The sequence below is a fragment of the Bradyrhizobium sp. SZCCHNS1050 genome (assembly GCF_032484785.1).
Classification (GTDB): Bacteria; Pseudomonadota; Alphaproteobacteria; order Rhizobiales; family Xanthobacteraceae; genus Bradyrhizobium.
Window position 1 is genome coordinate 165,631 of the sequence record NZ_JAUETR010000004.1, and the last position, 13,096, is coordinate 178,726.

Here is a 13,096-nt window from a genome sequence, read left to right on the forward strand (position 1 = left end):
TGCTCACGCGCAACACCACCGGCTCATCAAAGTGCTACAGCAGGCCGAGATCGCGCAGCTCGCGGCGCAGCGGCTCGGGCATGGCTTCGACGCCCGCCGCACCGGACTTGCCGAGATCGGCCGGCGCATCCTCGGCCGTCAGATAGCGCCAGCCCTGGAACGGACGCATCGGCCGCGGCGACACCGCGATCACCTTCGGCTGCATGATGATGCGGCACCGCCCGATGCCGTCGCCGTCGCGGAACGGCTCGATGCCGACGATCTTCTCGCGCGCGGCGACCTCACCGCGAATCACCCAATACAGCGAGCCGCCGGCGAGGATGTCCTCGACCCGTTTCGGCGTCATCCGCGTGACATGGACGTGCTGCTGCGGCAGGCCCTTCTTCTTGGCCGCGAGCATGCGCTCGGCGATCCACTCCTTCAGCTCTTTCACGGACTCGCAGCCGACGGCGAGCTTGATCAGGTGCAGAGGCATGATGGCGGTTCGACCAGCGGGATCTATTCGTTGTTGGCGGCCGGCTCGGCGGCCTCAGGCGCCGCTTGAGGCGCCGCAGCGGCCGGCTTCGGCTTCGGCGCGGCCTTCTTGGCCGCCGGCGGCGCCTGGGCGTGGCTGGCAGCCACGGTCGGTGGGGCTGCGGGCGGCGCAAGCTGCGTCGGCGGTTTCGGCGCGGCGGCTGCCGGGGCGACCGAGCGCGTCGAGGCCGTCGGCTCGGGATTCATGATGCTGACCGGCGGGGTGTTCGCCGAGCTGGGAAATTCGGCGGTCGTCGGCTTGCCGTTCGGCGCCGACGGCGCCAGCCCTGGAGGCGCCAATCCCGCAAAGGTCCCAGCGGCCGGTTGGCCCGGCGCCGCATTCCACTGCGAGGCGTAGCGCGTCACCAGCCCCTCATAGGTCCGCCCTTCCATGTTGTTCATCAGTTGCTGGCGATCACCCACGGCACGGAACATCACGCAATCGCTCGGCGTGCAGCGGTCGCGTGTCAGCAGCACATAGGCCATCAGGCCATAACGATCGCGCTCGACGGCGCGGCGCAGCGCCAGCAGCTCCGCGGTCATCACCTTGTTGGCGCTGGCGACGTCGCCCACCTGGGACAGCCGGCTCAGCATGCCCGCCGCATAACTGACGGCCGCGGCGGTCATCTCGGCCGATCCGAACAGGCTCTTCTCGCAATTCGCGAGCACCAGATCGCCGGCGAGATCATCCACGCAGGCCAGGGCGGGTGCCGAGAGGCCGACGGAGGCGGTCACCGCAGGATCGCCATTGGCGCCACGCGGGGTCGCATCCTGGCTCCGCATCATCGACGCCACCGCAATCCCGACCGCCAGCAGCGTGATCACCGTCAGCGCGCCGTTGGCGACCGATTTCTCGGCCCTGAGCAGCGTCATCAGCACGACCAGTGCAAAGAAACCCGCCGCGGCAACGGTGAGCCACATCGGGAACGCCGGTGAGTTCAAGAGCTGATCCAACGAGGAAGGCCAGGTCGAGTTCATGCGCGCTTGTTCCTGACGCGGGCCAGCGAAAACGGCCCCGATGGCGTCCCTACATGGGACGGCCGTGAAACGATCATCAAATTCAAATGATCACCCGATCGATTGCGGCCCCACCAAGACAATAAGACGATTCCATACGCCTGCGGGCGCCGGATGGTGTGGAGCTACCCGCTATCCCCAAAGGGATCGCGCAGCAATCGTCATCGCCTCGCGCCACGGCTCCCGAACGCGTGGCAACTCCCCCTCTCGCTTCGGCCATGTCTCCGGCGGCCGCGTCCGCCGACGCGGCACGTCATCTTCAAGACAAGGCCAATTGGCTCTCTCTGGCAACCCGCTCGAAGGCTTCCGTCGAGCTTTTGATCCGATACTGGCAGTCGTCGTCTTCCGTCGGAAGCTGGCGGATGATCTCGTAGGTGCCTGTGGCGGCCGGACGCGAGACGTTGCTCGCGGTGAAATAGACGGTCGCCCCAATGGGGAACTTGTGTTTCAACGCCCTCTCCTGCTCGCATGCCGGCAAGAGCCCCTGGTCCCGCTGCCCGGGCCGGCGTGTCTTTATAAATATCGCCCTTATATCACGCCGCCGCCCGCCCTGACCAGCGACCTCACGACATGGCAAACGCGGAGATTGCGAGAGTCTTCAACGGGATGGGCCCGCAAACGGTATTCTTGGACGAGCGGCTCGGGGTTCGCTCGTCCACCACGGACCAAATCGCGAACGGACGAGGCCGCTCAGATGTTCTCGACCCGCTCGATGACCCAGTCCTCCGCGAGGCCGTCCTTCACCCAGGCCGCGAAGGCCGGCATCGCCATCATCATGTCCATGTAGGCGCGGGTTTCGGCGGCGACCGGAATGGCGAAACTGTGGAAGCGCGTGACCACCGGCGCGAACATGGCGTCGGCGGCGCCGAAGCGGCCGAACAGGAACGGCCCGCCATGGCCGTAGCGGGCACGGCAGTCGCGCCAGATGTCCTCGATCCGGGCGATGTTGGCCTTGGCATCGGCAGACAGCTCCACCGGCCGCACCGGCCGGTGCAGGTTCATCGGGCATTCGTTGCGCAAGGCCGGAAAGCCGGAGTGCATCTCCGCGCAGACGGATCGGGCATGGGCGCGCGCAGCGGCATCGGCGGGCCACAGCCCCGCCTGCGGGAAGCGCTCGGCGAGATATTCGATGATCGCGAGCGAATCCCACACGCTGATCGCGCCATCGATCAGGATCGGCACCTTGCCGGCCGGGGAATGCTCAAGGATGCGCGCCTTGTCGGCGGGATCGGCGGTGTAGAGCGGGATCACGATCTCATCGAAGGCGATGTCGCAGCCGCGCAGCGCCAGCCACGGCCGCATCGACCATGAGGAATAGTTCTTGTTGCCGATCACCAGCTTCAGCGTCATGTCGCACCGTCTCCGTGTTGGGCGTGGACGGCCCGCGCAGCCGCGCCGTCGACGCTCATGCTATGGGCGACGCATACAGGATGATCGGCCGCTGCGTCGACACACAAGCGCTACGCCCCAGACCACGCGCCCGTCACCGTGCCGTCGCCGGCCGCAGGGCAGATCAGCGGGCGAAATCCTGCGGCGTGAACGACATCTCGATCACCTTCCACTCGTTGTAGCGATCGGGAGGCAACATCGCGTAGGGCTGGCAGGCATTCAACGCCTGGACCGCGCTCTCCTTGAGCTGGATCGCCTTGGAGGCTGCGACGACCTCTATCACCTCCGGCTCCGTCGCCAGCCGTCCATCCGGTGTCATGCCGAAGCGCAGCCTGATGAGCACGTTGTCCGACAGCGACAGCGACGCCGGCAGCCGCGCGCAGCTCCTGACCTTCTGCCGCAGGGCCGCTTCCAGATTGGCGGCGAGGTTCGTCGTCGCGGTCGGTCCGGCGTCCTTGCCGTCCTCCGGGCCGCCGGGACGCGGCAACGGTGACAGCGGCTCGGGGAGACCGAGCATGACCCCATACTTCACCGTGAGATCCGGTTCGGGAGGCACATAGGTCGGCGCGGGTGGCGGCGCCGGCTTGACGGCGGATTTGCTCTCCGCCTTTGCGGCCGTCTTCACCGCCTTGGGCGATGCAGCCTGCACTGGCTGTTTCGCCGCCGGCGCAGGCTGCATCGGAGGATTGGGGGTCTCCCTGGCGTCCTGCGGGGGACTGGGCGGTGGCGGTGCGGCGGCCGCGGGCAAGGCGCTCGGGTCCGGCTGCGGCAGCACCAGATCCGGCGTCGGGGATGGCGATGGCGTGGCGACCGGCTCGGGCGTCTTCTGCGGCTCGTCAGCGTCGACGATGTTGACCTCGATCTCGTCGCTCTTGGGCAGCTCGTAAGGCCGGACCGAGGTCGAGACCACGACCCCACCGGCGATCAGGAGATGCGCGAGCACGGACGCGGCGATGCCCCAACGGATGAACTGCCAACGTTCCATGCTGCTTCACTACGCCCGCGCATGAGCGAAGGCGCGCGGTGCGCCATCGCTCTGATCATCGGCAGGGAATGCGGCAGCCGCCGTCGTGCGGCCCGCCGGCCGCTCCCTGTCATGTCAGGCTGTAGCACAAATGCGCGGGCGCCGCCCTCAATCCCATTTCGGCGCAAAGGCGAAGTTGGTCATCCGTCCTTCGGGGCTGCCCATCGCGAAGATGTCGGCCATGTCCTGCTCCGAGAGCTCGAAATCGAACACGTCGAGGTTCTCGGACAGCCGTTCGACCTTGGAGGTCCGCGGGATCGCCACGACGTTCTGCTGCACCAGCCAGCGCAGGCAGATCTGCGCCGGGCTCTTGCCATGGGCGCGGCCGATCCGCGTCAAGGTCGGATCGTTCTTGATCTTGCCCTTGGCGATCGGGCTGTAGGCGACGAGCGCGATGCCATGGCGCGCGCAGGCCTCGCGGACCTTGGTCTGATCGAGATAGGGATGATACTCGACCTGATTGCACACCAGCGGCTCCGGCGATGCCGCCACTGCCTCGTCGAGCAGACCGACCGTGAAATTGGACACGCCGATATGGCGTGCGAGCCCGAGCGTCTTGGCATGGGCCAGCGCGCCGAGCGTCTCGGTCAGCGGCACGTGCGGATTGGGCCAGTGCAGCAGCAACAGGTCGACCTCGGAGACGCGCAGCCGGACCAGGCTCTCTTTGGCCGAGCGCTCGAGATCGTGCGGCGCAAAATGCGTGGTCCACACCTTGGTCGTCAGGAACACCTCGTTGCGCCGGACGCGGGACGCACGCAGGCCCTCGCCGACCTCGTGCTCGTTCTCATAGACCTGCGCGGTGTCGATGTGCCGGTAGCCGAGAGTGAGCGCCTGCTCGACGATGCGGCTGCAGGTGCGGCCACGCAGCTCCCAGGTTCCGAGACCCAAGGCGGGAATCCTGGCACCATTGGCCTCGATCATCAGCATGGCCGTGCACTCCAGCGCGCGTGCAACATTATGTAGGCACACGCTGGGCGTTGCCAACGCACGACCCGTGGTGGGCTTAAGTCTTGGCTAAAGCCGCGAACACCGTCTCGGGCGCGTGCGCGATGACGGTGAGCAGCGCGCGCGCCGGGCCGCGCGGCATGCGCTTGCCCTGCTCCCAATTGCGGATGGTCTCGACGGGCACACCGAGCTTGGCGGCGAATTCCTGTTGGGTCAGATGCACCCGCCGCCTGAGATCGCGCACTTCGAGCGGAGCCGCGGGCGCCAGCGGAATCTCCTCCCCGTCGCGCAGCTCCACGATCCGTCCATCTGCCTTCAGCCGCAAGCGTTGCATCGTCCGACTCCGTGTCGAGCAACAGTCTCGCCGAACCACGTTAAGGCCGGATTAACGATATAAGTCGTTCAGGCGCCGGGGTTATTTCAGGCCGAACCAGAGCGTGGCGATGCCGAGAAACGAGAAGAAACCGACCACATCGGTCACCGTCGTGACGAAGGTTCCGGAGGCGACGGCGGGGTCGGCGCGGACCCGTTCGAGCACCATCGGGATCAGAATGCCGCCCAGCGCACCCGCGACGAGATTCGAGATCATTGCAAGCCCGATGACGATGCCGAGCCCGGGCATCTTGAACCACGCCACGGCGGCGATGCCGGTGACGAGCGCAAAGGCCAGGCCATTGACGAGCCCGACCAGCCCCTCGCGCATCACCACCCGCATCGCATTGTTCGCCCCGAGCTCCCGCGTCGCCAGCGCGCGCACCGCCACCGTCATGGTCTGGGTCGCGGCATTGCCGCCCTGACTGGCGACGATCGGCGCGAGCACGGCGAGCGCCACCATCTGCTGCAACTGGTCCTCGAACAGGCCGAGCACCGATGACGCCAGGAACGCGGTGGCGAGATTGATCAGCAGCCAGTTGAAGCGGCCCTTGGCGATGGTCCAGACGCTGTCGGACAGTTCCTCGTCGCCCGACACGCCGCCGAGCGCCTTGAAATCCTCGTCGGCCTCCTCCTCGATGACATCGACCACGTCGTCGATGGTGATGACGCCGGCCAGCCGGTTCTCGGCATCGACCACGGGGGCCGCGACCAGATTGTACTTGCCGAACAGCCGCGCCACCTCGGCCAGATCGTCGGTGACGGTGACGCGACGGCGGTCCTCGTCGATCAGATCAGCCAGCGGAACCGGACGGCGGGCGCGCAGCAGCGTATCGAGCGACACCGCACCCTGCCAATGCCGTGCGTCGTCGACCGCATAGATCTCGTAGAACCGCTCGGGCAGATCCCGCGTCTCGCGCATGTAGTCGATGGCCTCGCCGACCGTCCAACCCAGCGGAACCGCGATGAACTCCCTCTGCATGCGGCGGCCGGCCGAGCCCTCGGGATAGTCGAGGCTGCGCGCGAGCGCGTCGCGCTCGGACGGCGGCAGGCGTTCGAGGATCTCCTCCTTGTCCTCCTCGTCGAGGCTTTCCAACAGCTCGACGGCGTCATCGGATTCGAGCTCCCGCACGCCCTCCGCGACGGTCGCGGGCTCGAGCTCCTCGAGGATCTCCTCGCGGACCGCGTCGTCGACCTCGTTCAGCGCGGAGAAGTCGAAATCGGTGCCGGTCAGCTCGACCAGCCGGACACGGTCGTCCGGTGCGAGCGCCGCGATCAGGTCGCCGAGGTCGGCCTCGTGCAGCTCGGCGACCTCGGCGCGCAGGAACGCCTCGTCCTCGGCGGCGATGGCCGCCGTGATGGCCGCGATGAATTCGGCGCGAATCTCGCCGGATTCCGTGCGCATCGGCGCGCGATCGCGTAGAGTTGCATCAGCATGGGCAACGTCCGATGTCTCGTTCATGACGTGCCTCACGCGCTTGATTTCAGAGCAAATGGTCTGATTTGTGCTTTCACGCATTACATAATCGGCAACAGCGAGCGCAACGGGAAAAGATGCGGCCTTGGCGATCGATGACAGGATGGGTAAACGCGGCCGGCGTCGTGGCGGCGCTGCTCGCGGCTGACGTCACCGCGGCCGCGCCTGCCGCATGCCCGCGCGAAGGTACGCTCGGCACGTCGCGCATTCTCACCGTCGACGCCGCGACACATCCGCGCGTCGGACTGAAGAGCTTCCCGGACACGCTGCCGCTGCATGACGGCGAAGTGGTTCTGACCTTCGACGACGGCCCGTCGCCGCCGATGACCGACAAGGTGCTGGCCGCGCTCGCCAGGGAATGTGTGCGCGCGACCTTCTTCCTGGTCGGCGAGCCTGCGTCGCGCCGCGCCGCGTGGGTGCGGAAGATCGCGGCCGAAGGCCACACCATAGGCCATCACAGCTTCACGCATGCGAATCTCGCGCACATCACGCCGGAACAGGCCGTCGATGAGATCGATCGCGGCATCGCCGCCGACGAGAAGGCGCTCAACGGCGCGGAGACGACCACGCCGTCGACGCCATTCTTCCGCTTCCCCTATTTCGAATCGACACCGGCGACGCTCGACCTGCTGCAGTCGCGCGGCATCGTCGTGTTCGGGGCCGATCTCTGGGCCAGCGACTGGAACCCGATGTCACCGCAGCAGACGCTGAAGCTGCTGACCGCCCGGCTGAGCCAGGCGCGCAAGGGCATCATCCTGCTGCACGATCCTCAGCCGCGCACGGTCGCCATGTTGCCCGCGTTCCTGCGCTACCTGAAGAACCACGGCTATCGCGTGGTCCATGTGGTTCCGAAGCAGCCGGCGGATGTGCATCACGAGCAGCGTAGCGAGCGCCCTTCACCTGCGCCGACGCCGCCGCACGAAGGTGGTTAATCCGTCGTTCAGGGCCGCTGTCTACGCTCGACGGCCGTGATCGCGGCGATTTCTGCCGCTTGCAATCCGGCAACAGCCGCGCGCAAACCGGAACCCGGAACGATGTCATCTCGCGACAGCCGAACATCCCTGCTATGTCTTGGCGGTCGCTTGCGCCTTCCGCGCGGCTGCGACACATCATCGAGCGTCGAAGACCCTGGCCGAAGGCGTCGGGACGGTGAAGGGAATGTGAGCAGCGTGATGCGTGATCGTCGGTGGGCTTGCGTCGGACGGCCAACATGGCTCGCAGTGCTGTTGGGCACCGTCGCCTGCTTCGCCTCCAGTGTCGGATCATCGGCGGCATCGGCAGCCGATTGCCCCGGACATCCCAACGCGCTCGGCACGTCGCGCGTCCTGGTGGTCGATTCGCGCGAGCATCCGCGCATCGGCGCGATGCAGTACAAGGAGACGCTGCCGCTGAAAGATCACGAGGTCGTCATCACCTTCGACGACGGCCCGCTGCCGAAATACAGCAATCAGGTGCTGCAGATCCTTGCCGATCAATGCGTCAAGGCGACGTTCTTCACCATCGGCCGCCAGGCCAAGGCCGATCCGGAGGGCGTGAGGAAGCTTGCGGCCGCCGGCCACACCATCGGCACCCACAGCCAGAACCATCCGCTGAGCTTCAACAAGATGACGCTCGACCAGGTCAAGCCCGAGGTCGACCAGGGGATCGCCTGGACGACCGCGGCGCTCACCGATCCGTCGGCGCTGTCGCCATTCTTCCGCGTGCCCGGCCTGCTGCGCGGCGACGCCGTGGAGAGCTACGCCGCCTCGCTCGGCCTGCAGGTCTGGAGCGCCGATTTCCTCGCCGACGACTGGCGCAACATCTCCGGCGCCAAGGTCTACGAGCTCGCGATGAAGCGGCTGGAGGCGCGCGGCAAGGGCATCCTGCTGCTGCACGACATCCATGCGCGCACCGCCACGGCGCTGCCGAAGATCCTCGCCGAGCTCAAGGCCAAGAACTACCGCATCGTCCACGTCGTGGCGGCGACACCGGACCGGCCGGCGACGCCGACCGAGCCCGAGGACTGGCTGGTGCACCGCCCGTCGGACGAGACCCCGGTGGCGCATTGGCCCAAGATCGCGCCCGTCGATCTCGCTGGCGCCGATACGGGGGCCCGGGCCAGGCTGGACGATTTCGGGATTCTCAACGTGCCGGCGGCCGTCGCGCGTGTCGCGCAGAAGCCGGCATGGCCGCGTCCGCCGCTCGCGCGGGGGCTTGCGGCGCCGGCCTTGACAGCGCCGGCGTCCGATCTGTTCGCATGGCCGCCTGTCGCGCCGCTGTCGGCGCAGCGGCGCCAGCTGGCCCGGCTCGAGAGCCCGGCCCCGAAGGCTGTGGCCGCCAAGCCGGCGCCGCGCCCGGTGCGCCTCGCCAGCCTCAGGCGGCGCTGAACATTCGCAGATGTTGCAGGTGAGGACGCGGGACAATTCGCCCGCGCCGCGCGCGATCAGCTCGAGACCAGCTTGCTGACGCAGAGGATGACGGTGGCCGCCAGGAAGAACAGGTCCATGTAGGACTTCTTCTCGCCGTCCTTGCGCAGCGATCCGACGTCGGACACCACCTGCCTAGAGACCACCTGCCCCACCGGCCCGTCGCCCAGCATGCCGGCCAGACGGCGAACGTCCGACTCCATCTTCTCGATCCGTCCGAAGAAGTGGAAGGTGCGCACCACCGTGACGGCGCGCATGCCGGCATAGATCAGCACCACCAGCGCCAGGACGGCGCGGTTCTGATACTTCTCGACGTAGTTCAGGCTGAGATAGACGGCCGCGAGAAATACGAAATTCGAGATGAAGCGGTACATGAGGCCCGTGAAGTTCATCTGCTCCCCCACATGATGTTCGGATCACTGGCCGACGACAGAACTCACGAAACGCGTTTCGCCCCCGCGTCCTGGTCCAACCGGCGTCACCCTAGGAGAGCGGGCTTGCGAATTCGTGAAGTGGAAATTTTGCAGCGCCAGAACGGCCCAGAACAGGCCCGCTTGGTAAACAAGGGACTGCCCGGAGAGCGGAGCTGCAGCCTGCAATTGCAGGGCGGCAGCAGCTCTCGCAGCTATGCGCCGAATCGCGCCGGTGCGCAGGCGGCGACGTCGACGCTCGGCGCTTCGCCGCTCATCAGCTCGGCGAGGATGCGGCCCGTCGCGGGCCCCAGCGTGAAGCCCTGGTGGCCGTGGCCGAAATGCAGCCACAGGCCCTTGTGACGCGCCGCCTGGCCGACGACCGGCAGCATGTCGGGCATGCACGGCCGCGTGCCGATCCACGGCTCGGGCTCGACCGGCTTGCCGAGATCGATGAGCTGGCGCGCGGCAGCCTCGGCCTTGCCGAGCTGAACCGGGGTCGATTTCGCATTCGGCGATGACAGCTCGGCACCGGTCGTGATGCGTACGCCGAGCGCCATCGGGTTCATCAGATAGCCGCGCGCCGCATCGCGCAGCGGCAAATCGAGCGGCGCGCCGCCGGTGTAGTGACGGTGATAGCCGCGCTTGCGCACCATCGGGATGTCGTAGCCGAACCGCGTCAGGAACTCCGGCGACCATGGCCCGAGCGCGACCACCACGGCCTCGGCCTCGATGCGTCCCTCCGCGGTGGTGACGGCCCAGCCGCTGCCCGCCTGCGCCAGCGTGGTCGCGTCGCCGCGCAGCAGCTTGCCGCCGCGGCGCGTGAACAGCTCGGCATAGGAGGCGACCAGGCTACCGGGATCCGACACGGTCCACGGCTCCTGCCAGTGCAGGCCGCCGATGCCGCTGTCGATCAGCCCGGGCTCGGCCTGCTTGAGCTGCTGGGCGCTGAGCAGCTTGAACTTGACGCCGAACGCCTTGCCGACCGCTTCGGCCTCCCTCGCCTCCTTGTCGAACTGCGCCTGCGTCCGGTGCAGCACGCGAAAGCCGTCGCGGCGCACGAGGTTGCCGGCCCCGGCCGCGAGGATCAGGGGCTCGTGCTCGGGCGCGGCGCGCGCGATCAGTTGCGCATAGGTGCGCGTCAGCACCTCGTGGCGCGCGGGGAACGAATTCCACCAGTATTGCAGCAGCGGTCGCACATGATAGGGCAGCGCCGCGAGGCTGTAGTGCACGTCGTTGGTGCGCGCGAGCGCGATGTCGAGCACGCCGGCGATATCATAGGGCATCGCGTAGGGCCTGACGGCCTCGCTCTGGATGATGCCGGCATTGCCGTAGCTGGTCTCGCGGCCCGGCTCCCTGCGGTCGACCAGCGCCACTGACCAGCCACGGCTCTGCAGGTGCAGCGCCGTGCCGACGCCGACCATGCCGCCACCGAGAACGATCGCGCTTTGCATCGTCATCACTCCTGCTTAGGTCCGCGCCGCCGCGACGACGGTGACCTCGATCTTCACATCCGCGATCATCTGCGCCTGCACCGTGGTGCGGACCGGCATCGGGTCCTTGAAGTGCCTGCGATAGGCCTCGTTGTAGGCGGCGAAATCCGCCTTGTCGGCGAGGTGCACCATGCAGGACACGATATCGTCGAGCGTCAGCCCCTCGCCGGCCAGCGTTTCCGCGATGTGCTTGAAGACGAGGTCGGTCTGCGCCGCGATGCCCTCGGGGATGCTGCCGTCATCGGCGACCGGAATCTCGCCGGACAGGAACACCAGGCCGCCGGCGCGGCGCACCAGCGAGAACGGCCATGAGGGGGCGTCGGACATCGTTAGTCGCTCCAAGATGTAGTGATCATGAGTGCCGCCTCAATCCCACGCCAAGAAGCCGGGCGTCTGCGCCAGCGGCGGCAGCGACGCGAGCCTTTCGAGATCGGGCCGGGGACGGCGCAGCTCGGCATCGTCGGCGAACGCGGCCTCCAGCGCCGCGGCAACGCCGAGCACCAGCGCGTCGCCGCCGCGGGGACCGACGATCTGCAGGCCGAACGGCAGGCCGTTGTCGTCGAGGCCGAGCGGCAGGCTCAGCGCGGGATGTCCGGCGAGGGTCACCGCGTAGGCGAGCGCCAACCAGTGGAAGTACGACCGCGTCGGCACGCCGTCGATCTCCGCCGGATACAGCTCCGCCCACGGCCGCGGGCTCAAGGTGATGGTCGGGCTGATCAGCACGTCGTGGCGTGCGAAGAAGCCCTGATAGGCGCGATAGATGCGGGTCTGGTTGGCGCTCGCACGCGAAAAATCCTCGAGGCTGTAGCCGAGCCCCTCCTCGACATTGGCGCGCACGTTCGGCCCGAGCATGTCGGGCCGCTCGCGAAAATTCTTGCCGTGCTGGGTGAGGAACAGCGAGGCGCGCAGCACCGCAAAGGTCTCGTCGGCGCCGCTGCAATCCGGTGCGCCTTCCTGCGCGTCGGCAAACAGCGGCGCGATGCGCGACACCCGCGCGCGGAAGGCGCGGCGGATCAGTTGTTCGGTCGGCGCAAAGCCGAAATCCTCGGTGAAGGCGAGCCTGAGCTTGTTGAGTTCGACCGCCGGCGGCACGGCCCAGCGCGCAGGCGCGCCGCGCACGGCCTCGCCCGGCAGGGTGTAGGCGAGCGGATCGCGCGCATCGTCGCTCGCCATCACCGACAGCATCAGCGCGGTGTCGGCGACATCGCGCGCCATCGGCCCGTCGGTCGACAGGCACGACCAGCCATGGGCGCGCTTCTCGCTGGCGACGAGGCCGTAGGAGGGGCGCATGCCGACGATGCCGGAGAAGCCGGCCGGATTGCGCAAGCTGCCGCCGGTGTCTGACCCCGAGGCGAGCGGGGCCATGCCACAGGCGAGCGCGACCGCCGAGCCGCCGGAGGAGCCGGCGGCCGAGCGCGCGGGATCGAACGGGTTGCCGGTGGCGCCGAACACGGGATTGCGGGTGTTGCCGCCCGCCGCCCATTCCGGCGTGTTGGTCTTGCCGAAGATGATTGCGCCGGCGGCGCGCAGCCGGCCCACCGAGGCCTGGTCGACGGCCGGCACGTTGTCGGCCAGGATCGGGCTGCCATAGGTGGAGCGCATCCCGGCGGTGTCCTGGGTATCCTTGATCAGCACCGGCAGGCCGTGCAGCGCCCCCCGGTCCTCGCCCCTCACGATCTCGGCCTCGGCGACCTCGGCCGCCGCGCGGGCGGCCGGCTCGTCCAGGGTCACCACCGCGTTGACGGCCGGGTTCACCGCCGCAATCCGCTCCAGGCACGAGTCGAGCAGCGCGACCGGCGATATTGCCTTTGTTTTCAGCAGCTTGACCAGCTCGACGGCCGTCTTGTCGCAAATCGATTCCACGGGGCTTCTCTTTTCCGTTTCGGAAAACTATTTAGCATATAGGAAATCGAATGCACGACCCGAAAACGCATTGTTCCACCGCTGTCCACGCATGACCTTCGGACATTGGAGCACCCGATTGAATTTCCTGCTCTATGGGCCGAGATTGTCCGGGCTGCTCGGCTCTCGACACGCCTGATCCGCTAACG

14 protein-coding genes are annotated in these 13,096 nt (G+C 67.7%); 2 read left to right on the forward strand and 12 right to left on the reverse strand.

Translation table 11 applies throughout. The annotated features are described in order from the left end of the window. Nucleotides 1–34: 34 nt before the first annotated feature. The 8 genes from QX094_RS34325 to mgtE all read right to left on the reverse strand — a co-directional run bounded on the left by QX094_RS34325 (nt 35) and on the right by mgtE (nt 6,722). Nucleotides 35–475, reverse strand: a complete 441-nt coding sequence (locus QX094_RS34325; protein ID WP_315718366.1) for a DUF1489 domain-containing protein — start codon at nt 473–475, stop codon at nt 35–37. Nucleotides 476–498: 23 nt separating this feature from the next. Next, the gene (locus QX094_RS34330; RefSeq protein ID WP_315827277.1) at nt 499–1,491 is read right to left on the reverse strand and encodes a hypothetical protein; all 993 of its coding nucleotides are present in this window, start codon (nt 1,489–1,491) and stop codon (nt 499–501) included. 298 nt (nt 1,492–1,789) lie between these two features. Next, nucleotides 1,790–1,981 (reverse strand): hypothetical protein, encoded by a 192-nt coding sequence (locus QX094_RS34335; protein WP_315718364.1) that lies wholly within the window; start codon nt 1,979–1,981, stop codon nt 1,790–1,792. A 239-nt stretch (nt 1,982–2,220) separates the two neighbouring features. Continuing rightward, nucleotides 2,221–2,880 carry a glutathione S-transferase family protein gene (locus tag QX094_RS34340; protein WP_316171452.1) on the reverse strand — a complete coding sequence of 220 codons (660 nt, stop codon included), beginning with the start codon at nt 2,878–2,880 and terminating at the stop codon, nt 2,221–2,223. 163 nt (nt 2,881–3,043) lie between these two features. Next, the gene (locus QX094_RS34345; RefSeq protein WP_316165100.1) at nt 3,044–3,904 is read right to left on the reverse strand and encodes a hypothetical protein; all 861 of its coding nucleotides are present in this window, start codon (nt 3,902–3,904) and stop codon (nt 3,044–3,046) included. A gap of 147 nt (nt 3,905–4,051) precedes the next feature. Next, nucleotides 4,052–4,870 carry an aldo/keto reductase gene (locus tag QX094_RS34350; protein ID WP_315827279.1) on the reverse strand — a complete coding sequence of 273 codons (819 nt, stop codon included), beginning with the start codon at nt 4,868–4,870 and terminating at the stop codon, nt 4,052–4,054. A 76-nt stretch (nt 4,871–4,946) separates the two neighbouring features. Next, nucleotides 4,947–5,222, reverse strand: coding sequence for a helix-turn-helix domain-containing protein (locus QX094_RS34355; protein ID WP_315718360.1), 276 nt, complete (start codon nt 5,220–5,222; stop codon nt 4,947–4,949). 81 nt (nt 5,223–5,303) lie between these two features. Next, a complete protein-coding gene (mgtE, locus tag QX094_RS34360; RefSeq protein ID WP_315718359.1) occupies nt 5,304–6,722 on the reverse strand; it encodes a magnesium transporter in 1,419 nt (472 codons plus the stop codon). A gap of 110 nt (nt 6,723–6,832) precedes the next feature. Between mgtE and QX094_RS34365 the strand changes: the two genes are divergently transcribed. Continuing rightward, nucleotides 6,833–7,669 (forward strand): polysaccharide deacetylase family protein, encoded by an 837-nt coding sequence (locus QX094_RS34365; RefSeq protein ID WP_315718358.1) that lies wholly within the window; start codon nt 6,833–6,835, stop codon nt 7,667–7,669. A 240-nt stretch (nt 7,670–7,909) separates the two neighbouring features. Then, nucleotides 7,910–9,103 (forward strand): polysaccharide deacetylase family protein, encoded by a 1,194-nt coding sequence (locus QX094_RS34370; RefSeq protein ID WP_316175132.1) that lies wholly within the window; start codon nt 7,910–7,912, stop codon nt 9,101–9,103. A 56-nt stretch (nt 9,104–9,159) separates the two neighbouring features. Here QX094_RS34370 and QX094_RS34375 read toward each other — a convergent pair whose 3' ends face one another. From QX094_RS34375 to QX094_RS34390, 4 genes are all read right to left on the reverse strand, one after another. Then, a complete protein-coding gene (locus QX094_RS34375; RefSeq protein ID WP_315718356.1) occupies nt 9,160–9,534 on the reverse strand; it encodes a hypothetical protein in 375 nt (124 codons plus the stop codon). Nucleotides 9,535–9,767: 233 nt separating this feature from the next. Beyond that, nucleotides 9,768–11,006 (reverse strand): FAD-binding oxidoreductase, encoded by a 1,239-nt coding sequence (locus tag QX094_RS34380; protein ID WP_316175130.1) that lies wholly within the window; start codon nt 11,004–11,006, stop codon nt 9,768–9,770. Between the two features lie 15 nt (nt 11,007–11,021). After that, nucleotides 11,022–11,372, reverse strand: coding sequence for a RidA family protein (locus QX094_RS34385; protein ID WP_315753009.1), 351 nt, complete (start codon nt 11,370–11,372; stop codon nt 11,022–11,024). Nucleotides 11,373–11,411: 39 nt separating this feature from the next. Then, nucleotides 11,412–12,908, reverse strand: coding sequence for an amidase (locus QX094_RS34390; RefSeq protein WP_316175128.1), 1,497 nt, complete (start codon nt 12,906–12,908; stop codon nt 11,412–11,414). Nucleotides 12,909–13,096: the final 188 nt, after the last annotated feature.